Source organism: Streptomyces sp. NPDC001728 (genome assembly GCF_040297565.1).
In the GTDB taxonomy this organism is placed as follows: Bacteria; Actinomycetota; Actinomycetes; order Streptomycetales; family Streptomycetaceae; genus Streptomyces.
This window is the reverse complement of sequence record NZ_JBEOZK010000010.1, coordinates 139,769-162,590: the sequence shown is the minus strand read 5'-3', so window position 1 is coordinate 162,590 and position 22,822 is coordinate 139,769. Positions and strand designations below refer to the sequence as shown.

The 22,822-nt window shown below is 72.5% G+C and carries 23 protein-coding genes, 1 tRNA gene and 1 pseudogene; 15 read left to right on the top strand and 10 right to left on the bottom strand.

Annotated features, from left to right (window positions below):
• The first annotated feature begins 147 nt into the window (after positions 1–147).
• The 3 genes from ABT154_RS17620 to ABT154_RS17610 all read left to right on the top strand — a co-directional run bounded on the left by ABT154_RS17620 (position 148) and on the right by ABT154_RS17610 (position 1,614).
• Positions 148–783 (top strand): class F sortase, encoded by a 636-nt coding sequence (locus ABT154_RS17620; RefSeq protein ID WP_351857802.1) that lies wholly within the window; start codon positions 148–150, stop codon positions 781–783.
• Between the two features lie 285 nt (positions 784–1,068).
• Positions 1,069–1,153, top strand: a tRNA-Leu gene (locus ABT154_RS17615).
• 107 nt (positions 1,154–1,260) lie between these two features.
• The gene (locus tag ABT154_RS17610; protein ID WP_351857720.1) at positions 1,261–1,614 is read left to right on the top strand and encodes a zinc ribbon domain-containing protein YjdM; all 354 of its coding nucleotides are present in this window, start codon (positions 1,261–1,263) and stop codon (positions 1,612–1,614) included.
• Between the two features lie 16 nt (positions 1,615–1,630).
• Here the strand turns inward: ABT154_RS17610 and ABT154_RS17605 are convergent, their stop codons facing one another.
• Genes ABT154_RS17605 through ABT154_RS17595 form a run of 3 tightly spaced genes read right to left on the bottom strand, consistent with a single transcriptional unit; the run spans position 1,631 to position 3,292 of the window.
• Positions 1,631–2,341: a class I SAM-dependent methyltransferase gene (locus ABT154_RS17605; RefSeq protein ID WP_351857719.1), complete on the bottom strand. Its 711-nt coding sequence runs from the start codon at positions 2,339–2,341 to the stop codon at positions 1,631–1,633.
• A gap of 34 nt (positions 2,342–2,375) precedes the next feature.
• Entirely contained in the window at positions 2,376–2,867 is a 492-nt protein-coding gene (locus ABT154_RS17600) for a hypothetical protein (protein WP_502969533.1), read from the bottom strand.
• A complete protein-coding gene (locus ABT154_RS17595; protein WP_317875021.1) occupies positions 2,861–3,292 on the bottom strand; it encodes an ATP-binding protein in 432 nt (143 codons plus the stop codon). The genes ABT154_RS17600 and ABT154_RS17595 overlap by 7 nt, the downstream gene beginning before the upstream one ends.
• 271 nt (positions 3,293–3,563) lie before the next feature.
• Here ABT154_RS17595 and ABT154_RS17590 point away from each other — a divergent pair, with 271 nt between their 5' ends.
• The 3 genes from ABT154_RS17590 (at position 3,564) to ABT154_RS17580 (ending at position 5,569) form a co-directional block, all read left to right on the top strand.
• Positions 3,564–4,439, top strand: a complete 876-nt coding sequence (locus ABT154_RS17590) for a Sco1979 family transcriptional regulator (protein WP_317875020.1) — start codon at positions 3,564–3,566, stop codon at positions 4,437–4,439.
• The gene (locus ABT154_RS17585; protein ID WP_317875019.1) at positions 4,440–4,676 is read left to right on the top strand and encodes a DUF397 domain-containing protein; all 237 of its coding nucleotides are present in this window, start codon (positions 4,440–4,442) and stop codon (positions 4,674–4,676) included.
• A 74-nt stretch (positions 4,677–4,750) separates the two neighbouring features.
• The gene (locus tag ABT154_RS17580) at positions 4,751–5,569 is read left to right on the top strand and encodes an SAM-dependent methyltransferase (RefSeq protein ID WP_351857716.1); all 819 of its coding nucleotides are present in this window, start codon (positions 4,751–4,753) and stop codon (positions 5,567–5,569) included.
• A 77-nt stretch (positions 5,570–5,646) separates the two neighbouring features.
• On the opposite strand, the gene ABT154_RS17575 is transcribed toward ABT154_RS17580, so the two are convergent.
• Together ABT154_RS17575 and ABT154_RS17570 are read right to left on the bottom strand one after the other, a co-directional pair.
• Positions 5,647–7,536, bottom strand: a complete 1,890-nt coding sequence (locus tag ABT154_RS17575) for a M64 family metallopeptidase (RefSeq protein WP_351857715.1) — start codon at positions 7,534–7,536, stop codon at positions 5,647–5,649.
• Positions 7,537–7,605: 69 nt separating this feature from the next.
• Positions 7,606–8,949 (bottom strand): 6-phospho-beta-glucosidase, encoded by a 1,344-nt coding sequence (locus ABT154_RS17570; protein WP_351857714.1) that lies wholly within the window; start codon positions 8,947–8,949, stop codon positions 7,606–7,608.
• Between the two features lie 113 nt (positions 8,950–9,062).
• Here ABT154_RS17570 and ABT154_RS17565 point away from each other — a divergent pair, with 113 nt between their 5' ends.
• Positions 9,063–9,524, top strand: coding sequence for a YchJ family protein (locus ABT154_RS17565; RefSeq protein ID WP_351857713.1), 462 nt, complete (start codon positions 9,063–9,065; stop codon positions 9,522–9,524).
• Positions 9,525–9,542: 18 nt separating this feature from the next.
• Here ABT154_RS17565 and ABT154_RS17560 read toward each other — a convergent pair whose 3' ends face one another.
• The 3 genes from ABT154_RS17560 to ABT154_RS17550 all read right to left on the bottom strand — a co-directional run bounded on the left by ABT154_RS17560 (position 9,543) and on the right by ABT154_RS17550 (position 13,632).
• Positions 9,543–11,636, bottom strand: coding sequence for an MDR family MFS transporter (locus ABT154_RS17560; RefSeq protein WP_351857712.1), 2,094 nt, complete (start codon positions 11,634–11,636; stop codon positions 9,543–9,545).
• Between the two features lie 144 nt (positions 11,637–11,780).
• A complete protein-coding gene (locus ABT154_RS17555; protein ID WP_502969532.1) occupies positions 11,781–12,032 on the bottom strand; it encodes a hypothetical protein in 252 nt (83 codons plus the stop codon).
• A 541-nt stretch (positions 12,033–12,573) separates the two neighbouring features.
• Positions 12,574–13,632, bottom strand: a complete 1,059-nt coding sequence (locus ABT154_RS17550) for an ATP-dependent DNA ligase (protein WP_351857711.1) — start codon at positions 13,630–13,632, stop codon at positions 12,574–12,576.
• A 52-nt stretch (positions 13,633–13,684) separates the two neighbouring features.
• Between ABT154_RS17550 and ligD the strand changes: the two genes are divergently transcribed.
• Positions 13,685–14,719 (top strand): non-homologous end-joining DNA ligase, encoded by a 1,035-nt coding sequence (ligD, locus tag ABT154_RS17545; protein ID WP_351857710.1) that lies wholly within the window; start codon positions 13,685–13,687, stop codon positions 14,717–14,719.
• Between the two features lie 148 nt (positions 14,720–14,867).
• Complete coding sequence (locus tag ABT154_RS17540; protein WP_351857709.1) at positions 14,868–15,752, top strand: alpha/beta fold hydrolase; 885 nt, start codon at positions 14,868–14,870, stop codon at positions 15,750–15,752.
• Positions 15,753–15,758: 6 nt separating this feature from the next.
• Here the strand turns inward: ABT154_RS17540 and ABT154_RS17535 are convergent, their stop codons facing one another.
• Together ABT154_RS17535 and ABT154_RS17530 are read right to left on the bottom strand one after the other, a co-directional pair.
• Positions 15,759–16,457 carry a TetR/AcrR family transcriptional regulator gene (locus tag ABT154_RS17535; protein ID WP_351857708.1) on the bottom strand — a complete coding sequence of 233 codons (699 nt, stop codon included), beginning with the start codon at positions 16,455–16,457 and terminating at the stop codon, positions 15,759–15,761.
• A gap of 106 nt (positions 16,458–16,563) precedes the next feature.
• Positions 16,564–17,359, bottom strand: a pseudogene (locus ABT154_RS17530) (IclR family transcriptional regulator).
• Between the two features lie 200 nt (positions 17,360–17,559).
• Here ABT154_RS17530 and ABT154_RS17525 point away from each other — a divergent pair.
• The 6 genes from ABT154_RS17525 (at position 17,560) to ABT154_RS17500 (ending at position 22,821) form a co-directional block, all read left to right on the top strand.
• Positions 17,560–17,673: a putative leader peptide gene (locus ABT154_RS17525; protein ID WP_317875008.1), complete on the top strand. Its 114-nt coding sequence runs from the start codon at positions 17,560–17,562 to the stop codon at positions 17,671–17,673.
• 303 nt (positions 17,674–17,976) lie between these two features.
• The gene (locus tag ABT154_RS17520; protein ID WP_351857707.1) at positions 17,977–19,002 is read left to right on the top strand and encodes an ABC transporter substrate-binding protein; all 1,026 of its coding nucleotides are present in this window, start codon (positions 17,977–17,979) and stop codon (positions 19,000–19,002) included.
• Positions 19,003–19,236: 234 nt separating this feature from the next.
• Positions 19,237–20,256, top strand: coding sequence for an ABC transporter substrate-binding protein (locus tag ABT154_RS17515; RefSeq protein WP_351857706.1), 1,020 nt, complete (start codon positions 19,237–19,239; stop codon positions 20,254–20,256).
• Positions 20,253–21,134, top strand: coding sequence for an ABC transporter permease (locus ABT154_RS17510; RefSeq protein ID WP_351857705.1), 882 nt, complete (start codon positions 20,253–20,255; stop codon positions 21,132–21,134). Before ABT154_RS17515 ends, ABT154_RS17510 begins: the two co-directional genes overlap by 4 nt.
• Positions 21,131–21,961, top strand: coding sequence for an ABC transporter ATP-binding protein (locus ABT154_RS17505; RefSeq protein ID WP_351857704.1), 831 nt, complete (start codon positions 21,131–21,133; stop codon positions 21,959–21,961). The genes ABT154_RS17510 and ABT154_RS17505 overlap by 4 nt, the downstream gene beginning before the upstream one ends.
• Positions 21,958–22,821 carry an ABC transporter substrate-binding protein gene (locus tag ABT154_RS17500; RefSeq protein ID WP_351857703.1) on the top strand — a complete coding sequence of 288 codons (864 nt, stop codon included), beginning with the start codon at positions 21,958–21,960 and terminating at the stop codon, positions 22,819–22,821. Before ABT154_RS17505 ends, ABT154_RS17500 begins: the two co-directional genes overlap by 4 nt.
• Position 22,822 lies beyond the last annotated feature (1 nt).

The following is a 22,822-nucleotide window of genomic DNA, read 5'->3' as shown; positions in this document are numbered from 1 at the left end:
GTCCGGGACGGAGGGGCGCCACCCCGCGCACGGGGCGGCGGCGCGGGCAGGACGACGAGAAGGGCGACGGACGTGGGGTGGTCGGACGACGGCGCGGCCGGGTCGACGCACACGGCGGCGCCGAGCGGCGCGGGCCGGCCGGACGGATTGTCCCGGCGCGGCGCCTGGGGTGTCATCGCGGTCGTCCTGCTGGTCGGCGTCCACCTCGTCCGCGGCGGTACGGAGGAGATCCGGGCCGAAGGCCCCCCGCAGCCCCTCGCCGCGGCGGCGCCCGACGGCGCCAGGGCCGCGGTGATGAGCCTCCCCGTCTCCGCCCCCGGTCCGCTGCCCGCGTCGACGCCGGTCCGGGTCCGCGTCCCGGCCGTCCGCATCGACGCACCGGTCACCGAGGTCGGCCTCGACGCCGAGGGCTGGATCGAGGCGCCGCCGCCCGAGGACGACCGGCTCGCGGGCTGGTTCGACGGAGCGGTCACCCCCGGGGAACGCGGCACCGCCGTGGTCGTCGGCCATGTCGACACCCCGAACGGCCGCGCCGTCTTCTACGACCTCGGCGCCGTCGGCAAGGGGCACCGGGTGGAGATCGCCCGCCGCGACGGACGGACCGCCGTGTTCACGGTGTACGGCGTCGAGGTCGTCCCCAAGGACGCCTTCCCGGCGAAACGGGTCTACGCAGACGCGGGCGTCCCCGAGCTGCGCCTGATCACCTGCGGCGGCACGTTCACCGAGCGGAACGGCTACGAGGGGAACGTCGTGGTCTCCGCCCGCCTGACCGAGGTCCGCTGACCTGACGGACTCAGGCCGGCGGATTGGCCCGGACCGCGAGGCTCTCGCCAGGGTGGCTCCCACGGAGCCGGCGTCGGGGGGCGCCTGGCTCCCACCACTCCCGCGGCACCCGGCGCAGCCGTCCGACGACACTCGGTGCATACGCCGGGTCCCGGTGAGTGGATCAAGGGCCCACGAGGCCGCCGCGCCGCACTGACCACGGGAAATGCTGGTGAAGGGCACCTCAAACCCCTGGTAGAGTTACATCTGTCGCCGCGGGGGAAACCCCGAAACGACACACACCTGGTCCGGGTGGCGGAATGGCAGACGCGCTAGCTTGAGGTGCTAGTGCCCTTTATCGGGCGTGGGGGTTCAAGTCCCCCCTCGGACACCGCAGGAAGAGTGCCGGTCGATCTCGAATCGACCGGCACTTCTCGTTTCTCCGAACCGGGTCGATCGGCCGGAGCCGGGCACGTGGCCAGCACTTATCCTGGAACCGTGATCGAGAACCTTCCCCCGTGCCCCCAGTGCTCCAGCGAGTACAGCTACGAGATGAACAACCTGGTCGTGTGCCCCGAGTGCGGCCACGAGTGGGTGCCGGGCGCCGAGGCCGCGGCCGAGGCCGACGGGGAGCGGGTGATCAAGGACGCCGTCGGCAACGTGCTGAGCGACGGCGACACCGTGACCGTCGTCAAGGCCCTCAAAGTGAAGGGCAACCCCTCCGGGATCAAGGCGGGCACGAAGGTGCGCAACATCCGCCTGGTCGACGGGGTCGACGGTCACGACATCGACTGCAGGATCGACGGCTTCGGCGCCATGCAGCTCAAGTCCAGCGTGGTCAAGAAGGCCTGAACCCCGCGGGGCCCGCTCACGCCTTCCGCGCCACCACCAGCCGGCAACGCGGGCTGCCGTCCTCCCTGCGGCCCAGGGATTCCATCGGGGTGAGGGTGACCTCGAAGCCCGCGTCCGTCAGGCGGGTGCGGACGTCCGCGAGGCGGAAGGTCCGGTAGTACATGACGAACGGCGGGCGCAGGACGGCGTTGCGGACGCGCATCGTGGCGTCGAAGCCCCACAGCGCCCAGTAGAGGCGCGAGCCCACCGGCGGCGGGGCCGGCAGCGGGAACGCGAAGGTGCCGCCGGGCCGCAGGGAGGCGTGGACCTGTGCGAACAGGGTGCGCTGGGCGTCCGGCAGGAAGTGGCCGAAGGCGCCGAAGCTGACCGCCAGGTCGAAGACCGGGCCGAAGGGCAGCGCCAGCGCGTCGGCGCGGACCAGGGTGGCGCCCGGGTGGGCGAGGCGGGCCCCGTCCAGCATTCCCGTGCTGAAGTCGACTCCGGTGACCCGGCCCGCGCAGACCGAGCGGAGGACGCCGAGCCCGGCTCCCGTACCGCAGCAGACGTCGAGCCCCGACGTGAAGGGGCCGAGGGCCTCCAGGGACTCGGTGACCGAGGTCAGGAGCCGGTCGGAGGTGCGGAACGGGGTCGCGTCGAACTTCTCCGCGAGCAGGTCGTAGCCGCGCTCGACCGAGGAGAGCGCCTGGACGGTCAGTTCGCGGAGGGTCGGACCCTGCGGGGTGAACATGTCCCCGACCCTATGCCGTCGCGGGACGTACGCGTCAGAGCGTGCTGCGCACCGGGGGCGCCGCCCAGGACGGCGCGATCCCCGTCAGCTGGCAGACCAGCAGGTACAGCGGGATCGGCGGCGTGTAGGGGGAGGTGCCGTCGGGGTGGTGGATGAGCCGGGGGCGGCGGTCCGGGATCTCCGCGCCGGGGGCGTAGCAGGCGGGCAGCGGCCAGGTGAGGTCCAGGTCGGAGCCGGCCGGGACCAGCCACCACCACCAGTCGGAGTCGGCGTAGACGCAGCCCTTGGCGGGGAGGCGGGAGAGGATCTTGAAGCCGAAGCGGGCCGGGACGCCGACGGCATCGCAGCCGAGGCCGGTGTGCAGGCCTACGGGGACGGTGAGGCGGGTGGCGCCCAGGTCACGGGGGCGGGCCCGGCCACCGGTGAGTCCGGGGGGGCGGCGGGACTGCTCCGGCACACGGTCGCCGTGTGCCCTGCGGGCTCCGGGGAGCAGCGGGATCATGCGGGTGGCCATCGACCTCAGCACGGTTCCCCCATGCCATGGGCCAGTTCCGCCCAGACGACCTGCGCGGTGCCGTGTCCGGTGCGGTCGGCGCCCCAGGCGGTGCAGAGTGCGTCGACGATGAGGAGGCCGCGGCCCCGCTCGTCCTCGCCGCAGTCGCGTATCCGCGGTCCCGCCGGTCCGCCCTCGTCGCGTACGGCTATGCGCAGCGTCTCCTCGCCCTCGCGGATCTCGCATATGACCCGGCCGCTGGCGGTGTGCACCACGGCGTTGGTGACGAGTTCGGAGACGACCAGGGCGACCGTGTCACGTATGTCGGGGCCGCAGCCCCAGAGGATCAGCCGCTCCTCCGCGAGTCTGCGGGCCCGCGCCACCGACGCGGTGAGGGCCGGCAGCTCGAAGGCGAAGCGGCGGACGGGATCGGTGTGCTGCTGTGGGCGCTGGGCCATGACCCGGGGGGCTCGAGGGCTCATGAGACCTGAGGGCTGCGCGTTACCAGAAGCCACGACCGGTTCCTCACAACAGTGGGCAGGACTGCCGTACGGCGCTGTCACCGTGGCGCGGTGGCGCACGGCGGCAGCGTGTACTGGTTCACCGGAACACTGTCCTCCTGACTCGGACACTTGGCAAGTGGCACTCTGAAAATTGCAGAGTGCCGTGTTCTCTCTTGGCCTGCTTCGTGTCACACTCGTCGAAACAGTGCGTCGGGGAGGTCTGAGAGTGAGCGAGCCGCGGTCCGCCCCCACGGTGGGACAGGTCGTTCTCGGCAGGCGCCTGCAGGATCTGCGGGAGCGTGCCGGCCTGAAGAGGGAAGAGGCCGCGAAGGTCCTCCGGGTGGCCCCTGCCACGGTCCGGCGCATGGAGACCGCCGAGGTCGCCCTGAAGGTCCCGTATGTGCAGCTCCTGTTGAAGGAGTACGGGATCACCGACTCCGAGGCGGAGGGCTTCGTCGCCCTCACGGAGGAGGCCAACCTCCCTGGCTGGTGGCAGCGGTTCCACGACGTGCTGCCCGGCTGGTTCTCCATGTACGTGAGCCTGGAAGGGGCCGCCAGCCTCATCCGCGCCTACGAACCGCAGTTCATCCCCGGTCTGCTCCAGACCGATGAGTACGCCCGTGCCATTCTGCGCAGCGGGGCGGTCGGTGGCGGCAGCGATGCCGACAAGGACGAGGACACCGAACGCCATGTAGCCCTACGGATGGAGCGTCAGTCCCTGCTGACCAGGGAGGACGCCCCCAAGTTCTGGGTGATCATGGACGAGACGGTGTTCCGCCGACCGGTCGGTGCCGGGCCCGAAGTGATGCGCGACCAGCTCGACCGGCTGCTCGAAGCGGCCGAGCTGCCGAACGTCACCCTGCAGATCGCGGAGTTCGCCTCCGGCCACCACCCGGGGACGTACGGACCGTTCGTCCTCTTCCGCTTCGCCATGCCCGAACTGCCGGACATGGTCTACAGCGAGTACCTGACCGGCGCCGTCTATCTCGACGCGCGCCCCGAGGTGGCGTCCCACCTGGAGGTCATGGACCGCATGGCGGCTCAGGCCGCGACTGCACAACGCACGAAGGAGATTCTCCGGAGTCTCCGCAAGGAGCTGTGAATGGATCGCGTATACAACGGCATGCCCGCCGCTGAGCTAGGTGCCGAGGGCTGGCACAAGCCCTGGAGCGGCGGGAACGGGGGCAACTGCGTGGAGGCCATGAAGCTGGCCGACGGCAGGGTCGCCGTGCGACAGTCCGCAGACCCTGAAGGACCCGCGCTCATCTACACCCACGGGGAGATCGCCGCCTTCATCCAGGGGGCCAAATCCGGTCAGGCTGACTTTCTCCTCACCTGACCCCTTCCGCCCCGCCCGTAGCGTCGCGTAACTCTTGTTGTAGCGCCACTCGTTCATCCCGACCAGGAGAGCCGATGACCCAGGACCCCGCAGCCCCACACGGCGGAATTCACATCGACACCAGCACGCCTCATCCGGCGCGTATGTACGACTGGTTCCTGGGCGGCAAGGACAACTACCCCGTCGACGAGGCGATGGCGCGCCAGCTGCTGACCGTCGACGCCCGCGGCCGGGACATGGCCCGCGTCAACCGGGCCTTCATGCATCGGGCCATCCGCTGGCTCAGCGCCCACGGCGTCCGCCAGTACCTGGACGTCGGCACGGGCATCCCGACCGAGCCCAACCTGCACCAGATCGCGCAGCAGGCCGCGCCGGACTCCCGCATCGTCTACTGCGACAACGACCCGATCGTGCTCGCGCACGCGGCCGCCCTGCTGCGCTCGACCCCGCAGGGGGCCACCGAGTACATCCAGGCGGACGCCCGCGACCCCGAGGTCATCCTCGAAAGGGCCGGGAAGGTCCTTGACTTCGATCAGCCCATCGCGCTGTCGATGCTCGCCCTGCTGCACTTCGTCGGGGACGAGGACGGCGCGTACGAGCTGGTCCGCAAGCTCGTGGACCAGCTCGCACCGGGCAGCTACCTGGTCCTCTCCCATGTCACCGGGGACTTCAACCCCGAGGGCGCGGCGCAGGCCACCGCCATGTACAAGGCGCGCGGGCTGACCCTGCGGCCCCGCTCGCGGGACGAACTGGCCGCGTTCTTCGACGGCATGGAGTTCGTCGAGCCGGGCGTGGCGCTCACCGCCGAGTGGCACCCGGAGCTGGGCGAGCCGGTCCCGGTCCAGGGCGACGACCCGATCCCGGGGTGGGCCGGGGTGGCCCGCAAGCTCTGACCGACAGGAACAGCGCGGACGAAGGCCCGTGGACCGGACGGTCCACGGGCCTTCTCGTGCGCCCGTCCCGCCGTCCGTCAGCGGCCCGGCGGGTTCAGGGTCACCAGGAAGCTCCGCGCCCCGCTCACATTGCCGGCCGCGTCGACCGTGCGGTACTCGACGGTGTGCGTGCCGTAGTCGGGCGTCGCGTCGTCCCACGGCACGGCCCTGCTCCGGCCGAGCTTCCCGTACACGAGGTCGTCGATCACCGTGCCGCCCGGGGTGAAGCGGAACGGCGCGTCCGCGTCCGTGGGCCAGCCGTAGTACGTGTACCAGCCGTCGCCGTCCACCCGGAACTGGCCGACCGCGGCGCCCTCCTGGTCGTCCCGTGCGGTGAGCCGCATCGTGAAGGGGCCGTCGTACACGTACTCCACGGGACGCCCGGGGCGTCGTACCGTACGCAGCGGTTCCGACAGTTCGTACGCGGCGGTGGCCGGACGGGCGTCCACCGTCCAGGTCAACGTCTCGGCGGTGCCGGGGAGACGAGCCGTCAGGGTGTGGGTGCCCGGAGCCATCCGGAGCGAACGCAGGTCCAGATCACGGTCGTTGGCGCCGGTGGCGACCGGACGACCGTCGAGGCGCCAGCGGACGACGGGGGTGCGGTCCACCGGGTGGGTGGTGTCCGCGTGGACGACGGTCCTGGCGCCGACCGGGGAGCCGGTGGGGGTGTGGCCGGTGAACCCGGCCGGGGTGTCGTCCCGGGCGGTGATGAGCGACGGGTCCACCGTCCAGCTCACGGTCCGGGTGAGCGCGGGGGAGGCGCGGACCGCCGGGTCACGGACGAACGGCGTCGGGTCGGTGACCGTGGCCGTCAGCGTGTGCGGGCCGGGCGCGAGCCGCAGCCTCCGCACGTCGACCGTGCGGGCCCCGCCCGTGGGGAGCGTCCGGCCGTCCAGCCGCCAGGTCACGGAGAGCGCGCCGCCGACCGGGTGCAGGGTGTCGACCCACACCGTCCGGTCCGCCCCGACCGGTGCCTCGTTCGGGGTGTGGTCCTGGACCAGGTTCACCTTCGCGGAGATCGCCCGGACCATCACCTCGCGCTCCACCTGGTCGAAGGCGTAGCCGAGGGTCTTCATGAGGGAGTGGCGGCTCGGGCGCCAGACGCCCTTCGTGTTGTACAGACCGCCCTCGAAGCGGCCGATCACCCCGCCCGCCTCGCTCCGCTCGCCCAGCCAGCGCCACCACTTGGCCCGCTGGTCCAGCATCTGCCGCTCCGTCAGGAGGGTGTGGTGGGCGGAGGAGGGCTCGGGGCCGGAGTACGTCCCGCCCGGTACGCCCCGCCCGTAGTAGTCGTACTCGTCCTGGAGGCCGCCGAGCGAGTGGCCTATCTCGTGCGGGGTGATGAGGGAGGACAGTGCGTTCCCGCCGGACGCGGTGGCGTAACCGCCGCCCGCGCCACCGTAGGTGGAACTGTGCGCGAGGGCGACGATCTGCCGGTTGGCGCCCTTGGCGCCGGGGACGAGATCGGCGAGCGCGGCGGCCTTCCGGCCGTCGACGGTCAGCAGTCGCTGCACACTGCCCGGATTGCAGCCGCCCCAGAAGCCCATGTCGAGCGCGGTGTCGCGGGCGGGGGCGTCGAGCCCCGGGTCGCAGTCGACTCCGGACTCGGCCGAAGGGGACTCCACCGCCCAGACGTTGATGTACGAGCGGTAGGAGGCGAAGGGCTCGATGCTCCACAGCGTGTTCAGGTGCCGTTCCAGATCGGCCCGGAAGGCCGGCATCTCGGCGGCGGTGTATCCGTCGCCCAGGAACACCAGGTTGAACCGCCGGTCGGCCGGGCCGGTGGTCTGTACGGGGACGACGACCGGGCCGCCACCCGTCGGTGTCTCGGCTGCCGCCGGTACGGCTCCCACCAGGCCGGCGGCCAGCAGGCAGACCGCGATGACGCGGGCCACCTCTCGTCGAACTCCACTGCGCTGTGAGGTCATGGGGCGCGAGCCTAGGACGCGCCCCCGACCCCGTAAAGATGTTCGTCGGATGTACGACCGGGCGACGGCTCAGTGCCGTAGGTACGCCAGGCCCGCGTGCTCCGCCGCGTACCCCTCCAGGAGGCGGCGGGCCACCGCCACCGAGTCGACCAGCGGATGGAGCGCGAAGGCCTTCACCGCGGTCGCCCGCGAGCCGCTCTCCGCCGCCGCGAGGACCTCCCGCTCCACCGCCTTCACCGCCGTCACCAGACCGACCGCGTGGAACGGCAGCGGGGACACCGACACCGGGTGCGCGCCGTTCGCGTCGACGAAACAGGGCACCTCGATCACCGCGTCCGCGTCGAGCGCCGCGAGCGTGCTGCCGTTGCGGACGTTGAGGATCAGGGTGGCCCGCTCGCCCCGGGCGATCGCCCGCATGAGGGCGAGCGCCACCTTCTCGTAGCCGCCGGACTCCAGGTCCTCCTCGTCACGCTCCCCGATCCCGGCGGACTCCCGGTTCGCCGCCATGTAGGTGGCCTCCCGGTCGGCGAGCGTACGGTGCCAGGCGGCCAGTGCCGGAGTGTCGGGCTTTCCCATCTCCTCGTAGAAACAGGCCTGTTGGTCGCGGAGGTAGGCGCCGCGCGTGCGCTCCGCCGTCCGGTAGGCCTGTACGGCCTCCCGGTTGAAGTAGTAGTAGTGCAGGTACTCGTTGGGGATCGCGCCGAGGGAGCGCAGCCACTCCGGGCCGAAGAGCCGGCCCTCCTCGAAGGAGCCGAGCGCCTCCTCGTCGGCGAGCAGCCGGGGCAGTACGTCCCGGCCGCCGACCTTCAACCCCCGCAGCCAGCCGAGGTGGTTGAGGCCCACGTAGTCGATCCAGGCCTCGTCCGGGTCGGCGGCGAGCACCCGGGCGACCCGGCGGCCCAGACCGACGGGGGAGTCGCAGATGCCGACGACCCGATCGCCCAGGATCCGGGACATCGCCTCCGTCACCAGACCGGCGGGGTTGGTGAAGTTGATGACCCAGGCGTCCGGGGCGAGGGCGGCGACCCTCCGGGCGATGTGGACCGCGACGGGGACCGTCCGCAGCCCGTACGCGATGCCGCCCGCCCCCACGGTCTCCTGCCCGAGCACGCCCTCGGCGAGCGCGATCCGTTCGTCGGCCGCCCTGCCCTCCAGACCGCCCACCCGGATCGCCGAGAAGACGAAGTCCGCCCCGCGCAGGGCCTCGTCGAGATCCGTGGTCGCCGTGACCTCCGGCGCGTCCGGCACGCCCTCGCCCTGCTCGGCGAGGACCCTGGCGATGGCCGAGAGCCGCCCCGCGTCGAGGTCGTACAGGGTGACCCGGGTGACCCGCCCGTCGGCGTGGTCCCCGAGGAGGGCGCCGTACACCAGTGGCACCCGGAATCCGCCGCCTCCGAGAATCGTCAGTTTCATGCTCGTACGCTACTCGGGAGCACCCTCCGGGCAGCGGGAGGACGGCCCGGAGTCCACGGGACCGTCCACATGCCGGGCGCCGGCGCGCGCCGCCGGTGGGGGAGAATGACGGCATGTCCCGACGCAAGACCCGCCCCCGTACCTCCTCCGCCGGCGCGGCCGTGAGCCGCACCGCGCCCGCCGTGACCGCGGACTCGCCCTGTCCCTGCGGGCTCGACGCCGTCTACGGCGCCTGCTGCGGCCGTTTCCACACGGGGACGGGCGGCACGGCGCCCACGGCCGAACTGCTGATGCGCTCCCGCTACAGCGCCTTCGTGGTCCGCGACGAGGCGTATCTGCTGCGGACCTGGGCTCCGGCGACGCGGCCGGGGGAGGTCGACTTCGACCCGGGGCTCCGCTGGACAGGTCTGGAGATCGAGGGCGCCACCGAGGGCACGGCCTTCCACCAGCACGGCACCGTCACCTTCACGGCGCGGTACGTCCACGGCGGCGAACCGGGCGCGCTGAACGAGCGGAGCCGCTTCGCGCGCCACGAGGGCGCCTGGGTGTACGTGGACGGCGAGATCGGCGAGTAGCGGGGCGCCGGGGCAGGATCAGCGGACCCCCGCCGATACCGTCGTCCGGCCGACCGGGATGCCCGTCGCGAGGTCCTCGGCGACGACCTTCTTGGCGATGGCGTCCGTCGCCACCCGCAGTTCGGGCCCGCTGGGCCGGCCCTGTTCCCGCTCGACCCGCTCGGACAGCCAGTCGCCCCACGCCCGTGTGATCACGTTCGCCTCGCGCTCGCCCGCCGGGGTGTGCGAGAGCAGATTGCCGTCGCGGGTCAGATACCCCTCGTCGACCATCCGCTCGAAGACCGGCAGGAGCACCTCGGGCGGCACCCGCCGCCCCGCCGAGATCAGGCCGAGGCTCGCGTGCCCGACCGTCCGTGTGAACAGCTCGACCTGCATCACCGCCCAGGCCCCGGCCGTGTCGAGCCGGGTGTCGGACGCGGCGACGATCCGCCGGGCCGTGTCGAGGTCGATACGGCGCAGGAGGCGGCCGACGGACAGTTCGAGGAGTCTCGCCGAGTCGCCGGAGGTGGTGGGGGAGCCGAAGCCCTCGCCCATGTCGGGAGCTGCGGCGCGCGCGGAGTCGCGGAGCGTCACCTGCTTCAGGAAGAGCGCGACGACGAAGCCGACGGCGGCCACCGGCACCGTCCAGAGGAAGACGGTGTGGAGGGTGTCGGCGTAGGCGTCGACGATCGGCCGCGCGATCTGTTCGGGCAGGCCGTGGACGCCGGCGGGGCTCTGCGCGGCCTGCGCGATGCCGGACGGGTCCACGCCGAGGCTCTCGGCGACGGCCGAGGCCTCGCCGACCCCGGCCGTCAGGTTGGGCTTGAGGGAGTTGGCGTAGATCGTGCCGAAGACGGCGGTGCCGAAGGCGCTGCCGAGCGTACGGAAGAAGGTGACGCCCGAGGTGGCGGTGCCGAGGTCGGCGTAGTCGACGGTGTTCTGCACGGCGATGGTGAGGACCTGCATGCACAGGCCGATGCCGACGCCCAGCACGAACATGTACAGCGAAGCCAGCCAGGTGCTGGTGTCCGGGTTCATGAGGGAGAGCAGATAGAGCCCGAGGCCCATGACGAGACAGCCGATGATCGGGAAGCTCCGGTAGTGGCCGGTCTTGCTGACGATGTTGCCGCTGAAGATGGAGGCGATCAGCAGACCGACGACCATGGGCAGGGTGCGGATGCCGGAGACGGTCGCCGAGTCCCCGTCGACGTACTGGAGGTACGTCGGCAGGAAGGTCATCGCGCCGAGCATGGCGAAGCCGACGACGAAGCTCAGCACGGAGCAGACGGTGAAGACCGGGTTGCGGAACAGCCGCATCGGCAGCATGGGTTCCGCCGCGCGGGTCTCCACCCAGCAGAACAGGCCGAGGGAGATGGTCCCGAGGGCGAAGAGACCGAGGATGGCACCGGAGGTCCAGGCGTACTCGTTGCCGCCCCAACTGGTGGCCAGGATCAGAGCGCTGGCGCCGACGGCGACCAGCGCGATGCCGGCGTAGTCGATGACGGGGCGGCTCGCCGAGCGTACGGAGGGGATCGTGCGGGCGGCGGCGATGACGACCAGGATCGCGATGGGCACGTTGACGTAGAACGCCCAGCGCCAGGTGAGGTGGTCGGTGAACAGCCCGCCGAGGAGCGGGCCGATGACCGTCGAGACGCCGAACACGGCGCCGATCGCGCCCTGGTACTTGCCGCGTTCGCGCAGCGGGATCACATCGGCGATGAGGGCCATCGAGGTGACCATGAGACCGCCGGCGCCGATGCCCTGGAGGCCGCGCCAGACGATCAGCAGCGTCATGTTCGTGGCGAGTCCGCAGAGGAACGAGCCCGTGATGAAGACGATCGCAGAGATCTGGAAGATCACCTTGCGGCCGAAGAGGTCGCCGAACTTGCCGACGAGGACGGTCGCGACCGTCTCGGCGAGCAGGTAGGCGGTGACCACCCACGACATGTGGGCGGCGCCGCCGAGGTCCGAGACGATCGTGGGCAGCGCGGTGCCGACGATCGTCTGGTCCAGGGCGGCGAGGAGGACACCCAGCATGATCGTGCCGAAGACGATGTTGCGGCGGCGGCTGTCGAGCACGGGTGGCTCGGTGGCGGCCGGGGGCGCGGGCGCTGCGTCGCTGGTCGTGGTCACTCTCGCAGCGTCACACCGGCCCCGGCCGCGTGCATGCGGGGGACGGCCGAACGGGCGGAGCCGGAGGGGCGGTCCTCCGGGGGCGCCCGGAGCGCGGGGAGAGGGCCCGTCAGGATCTGCCCGGGGCCGCGCGGGTAGGGCCGGTCAGGGCATGACCGGCAGGTGGGGGTGGTGCTTCGCGAGGATCTTGTTGGCGCGGGCGAGAGCGGCGAGCGCGTGCTCGCGGTCCGCACGGTCCTCCGCGCAGAGCGGCCCACGGAACCGGTAGACCTCGCGGGCCGCGCAGTCCGCGTCGACTTCCGCCTGGAGGACGTGCAGCGGCAGGCAGGAGCCGATCAGCGCGGCCACGTGGTCGGGGATCGGGACGGGAACGAGGCGCGAGGGCGAGGTGATCACGGGTCAGTCCTAGTCGGTCCGGGGAGGGTACGGAAGGGTCTCCACTCCATACGTACCGGATCGCCGTACGGGTTCCGGCCCGGCGATGTCCCGGTGGGGCAACGACGGGGCGCCCCTCGGGCGGGCAGTCGGGGGTCCTGGCCGGGGGAGCGGGTACGGGAGCCCTGGGCGGCTGGGAACGTTCTCGCAGGTACGGGGGCGGGTGGCCGCGACGGAATTGCATACCGTCCCTGTGTGTCGACCATACGTTCGTCGAACGGGCTGTCGGTTTGGGCTGGTTGGGGCAAACGGTTCGACCGAAGAATGTGAAGCATCTCACTCGGTGGATCGATGGGGGTGGGGACGGCTGGGGTGGCCAGAGGGGGCGGTGTGAACCGGGTGGCTGGTGTGGTCAGGATGGCTGGCGCGGTCGGGGTGGCCAGTGTGGTCAGGTTGACCGGTCGGGCCTGTGCCACGGTCGGCGCCGCTGCCGGAATCGGCGTCGGGCCGGCGTCGCGGTCGGCGTCACCGTCGGGCCGGCGTCACGGCCTGCGGCCCGGACTCACGTCAGGATCTCCGACAGGTCGTACGACACCGGCTCGTCCAGCTGCCCGTACCCGCAGGACTCCGGCGTACGGTCCGGGCGCCAGCGCTTGAACTGGGCGGTGTGCCGGAAGCGGTCGCCCTCCATGTGGTCGTATCCGACCTCGCAGACCCGCTCGGGCCGCAACGCCACCCACGACAGGTCCTTCTTGCCCGACCAGCGGCTCGGTGCTCCCGGGAGCCGCGCCCCCTCGTGCGCGGCCTCGTTCGCCCACGCCGCCCACGGGTGTCCGTCCGGCGGGTCCATCCGCAGGGGCTCCAACTCCTCGATCAGCTCGGCGCGCCGGACGGCCGTGAAGGCCGCGCACACGCCGACGTGCTGGAGGGCGCCGCCTTCGTCGTACAGACCGAGCAGGAGCGAGCCGACCACGGGTCCGCTCTTGTGGAAGCGGTAGCCCGCCACGACGACATCGGCCGTCCGCTCGTGCTTGATCTTGTACATCAGCCGGGCGTCGGGCCGGTACGGCAGGTCGAGCGGCTTGGCGATCACGCCGTCGAGCCCCGCTCCCTCGTACTGCTCGAACCAACGGGCGGCGATTTCGGCGTCACGGGTCGCGGGGGCGAGGTGCACGGGCGTGTCGACCCCGGCGAGCATCGTCTCCAGGGCCTCCCGGCGTTCGCTCAGCGGGGTGTCGAGGAGCGACGCGTCGCCGAGCGCCAGCAGGTCGAAGGCGATGAACCGGGCCGGGGTGGTCTCGGCCAGCATCCGGACCCGGGAGTCGGCCGGGTGGATCCGCTCGCTGAGCCGGTCGAAGTCGAGATGGCCGTCGTGCTCGATGACGATCTCGCCGTCGACCACGCAGCGCTCCGGCAGCCGGGCCGCGAGCGCCTCGACCAGTTCGGGGAAGTAGCGGGTCAGGGGCTTGCCGGTACGGCTGCCGATGACCAGCTCGGGTCCGTCCCTGTGCACGATCGCGCGGAAGCCGTCCCACTTCGCCTCGTACTGCATGCCGGGCGGGATGCGTTTCACGGACTTGGCGAGCATCGGTTTCACGGGCGGCATCACCGGCAGATCCATGAGGCGATTGTCCGGTATGCGGGAGTTGTCGGCGAGCCCTAGGCTGACCCGCATGGCAGGCAAGGCGGCAGCGGTGGAACTGGAAGTCGGCGACCGGACCGTACGCGTGTCCAACCCGGACAAGGTGTACTTCCCCGAACCCGGCTACACCAAGCTCGACATGGTCAGCTACTACCTGGCCGTGGGGGACGGGATCACCCGCGCCCTGCGGAACCGCCCCACCACCCTGGAGCGTTACCCCGACGGGGTGACCGGCGAGTCCTTCTTCCAGAAGCGGGCCCCCAAGTACCTGCCCGACTGGATCCCGACCGCCCACATCACCTTCCCCAGCGGCCGGTCGGCCGACGAGATGTGCCCGACCGAACCCGCGGCCGTGCTCTGGGCCGCCAATCTCGGCGCCGTCACCTTCCATCCCTGGCCGGTGCGGCGGGACGACACCGACCACCCCGACGAGCTGCGCATCGACCTCGACCCGCAGCCCGGCACCGACTACTCGGACGCGGTCCGCGCCGCCCACGAACTGCGCGCCGTCCTCGGCGAGCACGGGCTGCGCGGCTGGCCGAAGACCTCCGGCGGACGGGGGCTCCACGTCTTCGTGCCGATCACGCCCGACTGGACCTTCACGCAGGTCAGGCGGGCGGCCATCGCCTGCGGCAGGGAGCTGGAGCGGCGGATGCCGGAGCGGGTCACCATCAAGTGGTGGAAGGAGGAGCGCGGCGAGCGGATCTTCGTCGACTACAACCAGACCGCCCGGGACCGCACGATCGCCTCCGCCTACTCCGTACGCCCCCGCCCGCACGCGCCGGTGTCGGCCCCGCTGCGGTGGGAGGAGATCGACGACGCCGTGCCGCGGGACTTCGACATCAGGACCATGCCGGTCCGGTACGCCGAGGTCGGGGACGTCCACGCCGACATGGACGACGAGCGCTTCGGGCTGGAGTCCCTGCTGGAGCTGGCCCGGCGGGACGAGGCGGAACACGACCTCGGGGACCTGCCGTATCCGCCGGAGTACCCGAAGATGCCGGGCGAGCCGAAGCGGGTGCAGCCGAGCAGGGCGAAGAAGGAAGCGGCGGACGAGGCCGAGTGAGCGGCTGATCGCCTGGCCTGTCGACCGTGGTGAGGGGGCGGGCCGGTGTCCCCGGGTGGGCGCCGGCCCGCCTCTTTCTCCACTCTAAAACAACACGAACGGTCGTGCTAACATTTTTCCATCCCAGGACGACCGAGGAGATTCCGGCATGTACCCGATGGCTCCGCTCATCCGCCCCGCCCTGAACACCGCCGCCCGCGTCGCCCCCGGAGCGGCCGGCCGGCTGGCCTTCCACCTCTTCGTCCGTCCCCTCGGCCGGGCGAAGGTCAAGCCGGGGGAGCAGGCGCTCCTCGCCGCCGCGCGCACCGGACACCTCCGTGTCCGGGGCAAGGACGTCGTCACCTACGCCTGGGGAGACGGCCCTCGCCCCGTCCTCCTCGTCCACGGCTGGTCCTCGCGCGCCTCGCGGCTCACCGCCTTCGCCGAGGCCCTGCTCGCGCGCGGCCACAGCGTCGTCGCCTTCGACGCGCCCGGACACGGAGAGTCTCCGGGGCGGGCCAGCAACATCCTCGAATACCGGGAGATCGTCCGGGGGTTGCACGCGCGACACGGTGACTTCGAAGCCGTCGTCGCCCACAGCTTCGGCGTCCTCGCCGCCCTCTTCGCCCTCCGCGACGGCATCCGTACGAGCCGCTTCGTCGGACTCGGCGGCGTCGGCTCCTTCGAGATGCTCGCCGAGAGCTTCCGGGCCGGATTCGGGCTGGACGAGCGGGTGATCCGGTGCATGCGGGCGTACGTCGAAGGGCGCCTGGCGCCCGGTGAACGCGGCATCTGGGACCGCTTCGACGCGGACCGCGACCCCGGCGCGCTCGGCGCGCCCGTCCTGCTGTTCCACGACGAGGGCGACGACATGGTGCCCCTCGCCCAGGCGCGCAGGCTCGCGCGGGCCCACGGCGACCGGGCCCGGCTCGTCGTCACGAAGTCGCTCGGCCACCGGCGCCTCCTGACGGACGCGGAGGTCGTGGCCGAGGCGGTGGAGTTCCTGACGGCACCGGTCGGCGAACGCGCGGGGGAGGGCGTGACGGCGGGCTGAGGAGCCCTACCGCTGAGCGGCGGGGGCGACGGGATTGCCGAGTGCGGCGAGCGCGGACCGGCCCCGGTCCGTGGCCGCGCTGTGCAGCCGGGCAGTGATTCCGCCCTCGGCGCGGGCGTACACCCCGGGGTCGCCGAACAGGACGGACTGCGCGTTGGCCGCCTCCATCAGGGCGATCACCTCGAAGGCCACCTGCTCCACGTCCAGGTCCCCGGCGAAGTCACCCACGGCCCGGGCCTCGTTCAGGGCGCCCTCCATGTAGGCGGTCCAGTCGCGTCGCGTCTGGGCGACGGCGTCGTGGACGGGCCCCGTGCGGGCGTCGAACTCCGCGGAGGCGGCGTAGAAGAAGCAGCCGCCCGAGAAGACCCGCTCCGAGGAGTACGCCAGCCAGTTCCGGCACAGCTCGCGCACCCGCAGCGCGCCCGGCGGCACGTCCTTCAGGGGGGTGACGACACGGTCCACGAAGACGGCGACGGCCGCCCGGACCGTCGCGAGCTGGAGTCCCTCCTTCGAGCCGAAGAGGGCGAAGACGCCGCTCTTGCTCAGCTGGAGTTCGGTCGCGATCCGTCCCAGGGACAGCCCTTCGAGGCCCTCGACGGAGGCGATGTCCATGGTCCGGCCGAGCACGAGGCGCCGGGTCTGGTTCCCGCGCTCGACCCGCCCGTCCGTCTTGGTTCCGGTGCCGCTTCCGGTGCTGCCGCTCATCCCTCCATGGTACTGAACGCACGACCGTGCGGAAATCTCCGGGCGGGCGCCGTGTCTGCTGGTCGTGCGCTGCCGTGGCGGTCCGGGCCTCGCCCGGCGCCCGTACCTACCCCGCCCGTTCGCCCGGGTCCCGCCGCTCCGCCGGGGCGAGCAGCAGGACCTCAAGGGCGCGGGCGCAGGCCCGCGCCTGAGTCAGGTACCAGTCGAGCCCCGCGTCGGTGATCAGCTCGGGGGTCGCGCGGACCGCGAGCGCGAACCGCGCCTGCCCCGTCCGCTCCAGTACGGGCACGGCCACCGTCCGCACCCCGAGGGCCGACTCGCCGTCGTTGAGCGCGTACCCCGCCTCCCGTACGCGTGCCAACTCGGCAGCCAGAGCCGGGGGTTCGACGATCGTGCGCTCGGTGAACGCGTACAGCGGGGGCAGCGAGCGCGGACCTGCCTCGCCCGCCCTGGGCCATGCGAGCAGCACCTTCCCCAGCGCCGTCGAGTGCAACGGGGCGGCGCAGGCCCACCTTCGGGGTCACCGAACCGCCCGCCACGATGACCACGTGCGGGCCGCTGCGGAGTGCCAAGTCGGCAATGGCACCGGTCCGTTCGGCCAGATCGGACAGCTCGGGCGCGGCCAGGTGCAGCCCCCTCCGGTGGTACGAGAGGCGGCCCAGTTCCGTCATCGCCGGGCCCAGCCGGTAGCGGGCCGTCCGGCCGTCCTGCTCCAGGAAGCCCGCATCCAGCAGGGTCCGGGCGAGCCGGTGTGCGGTGGAGGTGGCGAGCCCGAGCCGGCGTGCGAGGTCGGAGGCGCTCAGGTCGGGGCCGTTGTCGTGGAAACAGTGCAGTACGTCGAGTGCGCGGCGGACCGCCTGGGCGCCCGCCGGGGGTCGGGCGATGCCGGCCTCGGTCGTCATAGGGTTCGCTCCCCGTGGGTGATCGGGCTCCCACGCTCCCACATGGCGGGAGCCGAATCGGGGGTCCGGCGAGGTCGGAAACACTCCGTTCATACGCAATCCCACATCGTGGGAGCCGAGTTGTCGGCGGTGGACCTTCCATGGCAGGGTTCCGGCCAAGCCACCACAGCGACACCGAGCCGGAGGGAGCAGGGCCAGCCATGAACGGACGACACACCGCACGCTGTACGCCCACCGCCACTCCCGCGCCGCTCGGGCTCACCCGGCGCCGCCACATCGACCTGGCGCGGGTCGCGGGCGCCGGCTGTCGCTGACGCGACGGGACGCCGGGCGTTGCCGCCTCGGGTCTCCACCGAGGTCGCGGGTCGCTGACGGCGCGGGGCACTGACGCCGTTCGTGATCGACGCGGTTCTGCCGTGGTGCACCTGCCATGGGCGCCTTCACGCCACCGCTCTCCTCTTCGATGTCGGCTGACTCCGTTGCGTCTCCGCGCTGTTCGTACCGAGCAGCCTCGGAGGCCTTTCCGACGCCCGGATCTCCCGAGTTCCGGTCGCGTCCGCCTCCGGTCGCCGTCCCACCCCATCCCCCTCTCGCCACCCCACCCCGGGAAGTCCTCCATGACGCATGCCCGCGTTCCCGACACGCTCTGGTTCACCCGTTGCCCCGTCCCCACCGCGACCGGCGTCGCCGCCGACCGTGGCTGGCTGGCCGGGGAGTTCGCACCCGACGGCATCGCCGTCCGCTCGCTCCAGGACGCCGAGCCAGGCGCCGACCGCGCCACCCACTTCACCCACGCACTCCCCGGGCTCTTCCGGGAGGGAGGCAACGTGCCGGCCCTGTGGGCCCGTTCGCGTGGCGAGCGCACCCGGCTCGTCGGCCTCACCTGGATCGAGGAGCGACAGGTCGTGCTCGTCGCCCCCGGCTCCCCGGTACGCGGCGCCGCCGCCCTGCGGGGTCTCCGGCTCGCCCTGCCCAGGCACTCCGTGGCCATCGACTTCTGGCGGGCCATGGCCCTGCGCGGCTTCGAGGGCGTCCTCGCCTCGGCGGGGTACGGGCTCGACGACGCCGTCCTCGTCGACGTACCCGCCGACGGCCGTCAGGGACAGTGGGCCGCGGAACTGGACGCGCTGCGCCGGGGCGAGGTCGACGCGGTGTACGTGAAGGGCGCCCTGGCCGTCGAGGCGGCCCGGCGCGCGGGGGCGGAGGTGGCGGTGGAGCTCGACGAACTCCCCGACCCCGCGCACCGCGTCAACAACGGGACCCCGCGCCCCCTCACGGTCCATCAGGACCTCCTGGACGAGCACCCCGAGCTGGTCGCCCGCTTCCTCGCCGTACTGCTGCGCGCCGCCGACTGGGCGGCCGACGAGCCGGCCGAGGTCGCCAGGATCCTCGGCGCCGAGACGGGCGCCGGGGCCGAGGGGGTCGCGGGTGCCTACGGGCCCGGTACGCACCGCACCCTGCACCCGGACCTGTCGGACACCAGGCTCGACCTGCTCGCCCGGCAGGGGGCGGCCCTGCGTGCGCACGGCTTCCTGCCCGAGGCGGTGGACGTACGCGCCTGGGCCGCCCCGGACCCGCTCCGAGAGGCCCGCCGACTGGTATCCACCGCCCAGCGGGAGCCATCGCCGACCCCGGTCCCGTAACCGCGAACGAAACCCAGCCGCACCGGGCACTCCGGCCCGCGCGGCAAACCCAGCCGCACCGGGCACTCCGGCCCGCGCCGCAACCCAGCCCCGTCGGCCAGGCCGCGGACCAGCGGACCAGACCCGCCCGCCGCTCGCACCGCACCCCTGCGCAAGCCCGCCCCTCCCGCCCGCCCCGTCACCCCGCCCGCCCCGTCACCCCGCCCTCCCCTCCGCTTCCGAAGGACACCCGCCATGCGCCCCACCACCCCGCTCGCCGCCCCGGCGGCCCTCGCGGCTCTCGTCGCACTCTCCACCCTCACCGCCTGCGGAGGCGGCCCGGCCGCCGCTCAGGGCGGCGGGGCGAACGGCGGCAAGGGAACGGTCACCATCCGCATCCCGGACCCCGGCAACGCCGGAGTCCTCGCGCGTGGCAAGAAGGACGGCAGCCTCGACAAGGCGCTCGCCGCCGTCGGCGCCAAGGTGGCGTGGACCGGCAGCGCCGGTCCCTTCGCGCCCGCCGCCCAGGCGATGAACGCCGACAAACTCGACATCGCCACCGGCTCGATCACCTCCGGCATCACCTCCCTCTCCCAGAGCCCCGGCTTCGCCTTCTTCACCGCCACGGACCCGGACCCCGTCGGCGAGGGCATCCTCGTCCGCGAGGGCTCGGACATCGCCTCCGTCCGGGACCTCGTCGGCCGCAAGGTCGCCGTCAACAAGGGCGGCACCGGCGAGTACCTGCTCCTGAAGGCCCTCGCCGAGGCCGGCGTCCCGGCCGACAAGGTCGAGCGGGTCTATCTGCGGCCCGACCAGACGGCCGCCGTGTTCAACGCCGGGCAGGTCGACGCCTGGGCCGTCTGGTCGACCTACGCCGTCGCCGAGATCGGTGCGGGCAAGGCCCACTTCCTCGCGGACGGAGCCGCGATCGGATCGGACAACTACAGCCTGAACGCCGTCCGTTCGGGCTTCGCGAAGGACCACCCGGAGATCGTCAGGGCGCTCTACACCTATCTCCACGACAACAGCGCCAAGGAGAAGAAGGATCCGGCCGCCTACCTCAACGTCTTCACCGACGCGGGACCCACCGCCGTCAACGGCAAGGCCAAGGAGGTGCAGATCTCCTTCACCGGCAAGGGCGGCACCGTCGACCCGATCGACCCCGAGGACATCAGGCGCTTCGAGACCGTCGCCGGGTTCTACGCCGACCAGAAGGTCACGCCGGACAAGGTCGACATCGCCGGCCACCTCCTCGACATCGAGAAGCTGTCATGACGACGACGACCACCGCCGCGTCCGCCGCACTCGCGAAGGGGACACCGGCCGAGGACGGCACCGCCGGACTCGTCAGGCCGCGCCCCCAGGTCAGCCGCCCCCGCCCCCGCGCGTACGCGCTCACCGTCCGGGCGCTCGGCCCCGTCGCCCTCCTCGCGCTCTGGTGGGGCTCCTCCGCCACCGGCCTCCTGACCCCCGACGTACTCGCCTCACCCACTCAAGTCATCGATGCGGTGAGGGAGCTGTGGGGGAACGGCCAGCTGCCCGACGCGCTCGCCACCTCCCTGACCCGTTCCGGGACCGGGCTCGTCATCGGGCTCGTCGCCGGTCTCACCCTCGGCATCACCACCGGGTTCACCCGGCTCGGCGACGAACTCCTCGACTCCTCGCTCCAGACACTCCGCACCATCCCCTTCCTCTCCCTCGTCCCCCTCTTCATGGTCTGGTTCGGGATCAACGAGACCGCGAAGATCCTGCTCATCGCGGTCGCCACCACCTTCCCGATGTACGTCTCCACCACCGGCGGCGTCCGGAACACCGACCGCAAGCTGGTCGAGGCCGTGCGCAGCTTCGGTCTCGGCAGGATCGCCATCGTCCGCCAGGTCGTCCTGCCCGGCGCCCTGCCCTCGCTCCTGGCCGGTCTCCGGCTCTCCATGACGCTGAGCGTCATCGCCCTCATCGCCGCCGAGGAGATCAACGCCACCGAGGGCATCGGCTACCTGATGTCCCAGGCCCAGAGCTACGCCCGCACCGACATCCTCGCTGTCTGCATCCTCGTCTACGGTCTGCTCGGCCTCACCGCCGACATCCTCGTCCGTGGCCTGGAACGGGTCCTCATGCCGTGGCGCACGGCCGGCCCCGGGGGAGGGCCCCGATGACCGCGACCACCGCCGAGTCCACCGCATCCGCCGATTCCACGGCCTCCATACCCTCGACGCCCTCCACCGCCGTACGGGTACGCGGTCTGCGCCGGGTCTTCGGCGCCCGCCCCGTGCTCGACGGCCTGGACCTCACCCTGGCGCGCGGCGAGTTCCTCGCCCTCCTCGGCGCGAGCGGAAGCGGCAAGACCACCCTCCTCCGCATCCTCGGCGCGCTCGACGGCGCCGACGGGGGAGAGGCCCTCGTTCCCGCCGCCCGCACGATCGTCTTCCAGGAACCGCGTCTCATCCCCTCCAAGCAGGTCCTCGCCAATGTGACGGTCGGGCTGCCGCGCGGCGCCGCCACCAGGGCGACCGGCCTGCGGGCCCTCGCCGAGGTCGGCCTCGAACGTCACGCCGACGCCTGGCCCGCCACCCTCTCGGGAGGCGAGGCGCAGCGCGTGGCGCTGGCCCGGGCGCTGGTCAGGGAGCCCGAACTCCTGCTCCTGGACGAGCCGTTCGCCGCACTCGACGCGCTGACCCGGCTCCGTATGCAGGACCTGGTGGGCGAGCTGCGCCGGATCCACCGGCCCGCCGTCCTGCTCGTCACCCACGACGTCGACGAGGCGGTACGCCTTGCCGACCGGGTGGCCGTACTGCGCGACGGCCGGCTCGTCACCGACGAGCCCGTCACCGTGGCCCGCCCCCGCGACCCCGGCGACCCGGCCTTCGTGGCCCTGCGCCGCCGACTCCTCGCCGACCTCGGCGTCCACCCGCCCGAAGAGGCACCCACGAGCGCCCCCACCCCCGCCCCCGTATCCCTCCCCCTCGAAGGAGTGTCCGCATGACCGTCGTCATCGGTGTCCACCGCAGCAACCCCTCCCTCTACCACCTCTCCCGCCTCGGCTACGCGGAGGTGGAGCTCGCCGCGCTCGGCGAGACCGTGACCTGGCACCCGTACACCGACGGTGTCCGCACCGGTGCCCACCTCGCCGACGGGACCATCGACTTCGGCGGCACCGGCTCCACCCCGCCGGTCACCGCTCAGGCCGCCGGCCACGACATCGTCTACACCGCCGTCTCGGCGCCCCGCCCCGACCACGGCGCCCTGCTCGTCCCCGAGGACAGCCCGGTCCGCACCGTCGCCGACCTCCAGGGCGGCACCGTCCACCTGGCCGTCGGCTCCTGGCAGACCCATCTCGTCGCCAAGGCCCTGGACGACGCGGGCCTCTCGTACGCCACGGACATCACCCCCGTAAGCGCCGACGCCGACAGCGAGGAGAAGCTCCGCTCCGGGGCGATCACCGCCTGGGTCGCGCAGGGCGCCGAACTCGCCGCCGCCCGTCGCGCCGGCGGGCTGCGCACCCTGGTCCGTACCGGGGAGGTCATCACCGACCGGTCCGTCTTCTTCACCCGCCGCGACCTGGCAGAGGGGCGGCCCGAGGTGGTCGAGGCGCTCACCCGGGCGCTGCGGCGGGCCGACGACTGGGCCGCCGCGCACCCCCGCGAGGCGGCCGGGATCGCCGCCGCCGACCAGGGCGGGACGGTCGACGACTGGGAGACCGCGCTGCGCGCGCTGCCGTGGACGATCGAGGCGGTGACCGAGGAGTTCGTCGCCGAGCAGCAGGAGGCGGCCGACATCTTCCACCGCACCGGATTCATCGACCGCGCGGTGACCGTGGCCGACGCCCTGCCCCGGAAGGCCTGAT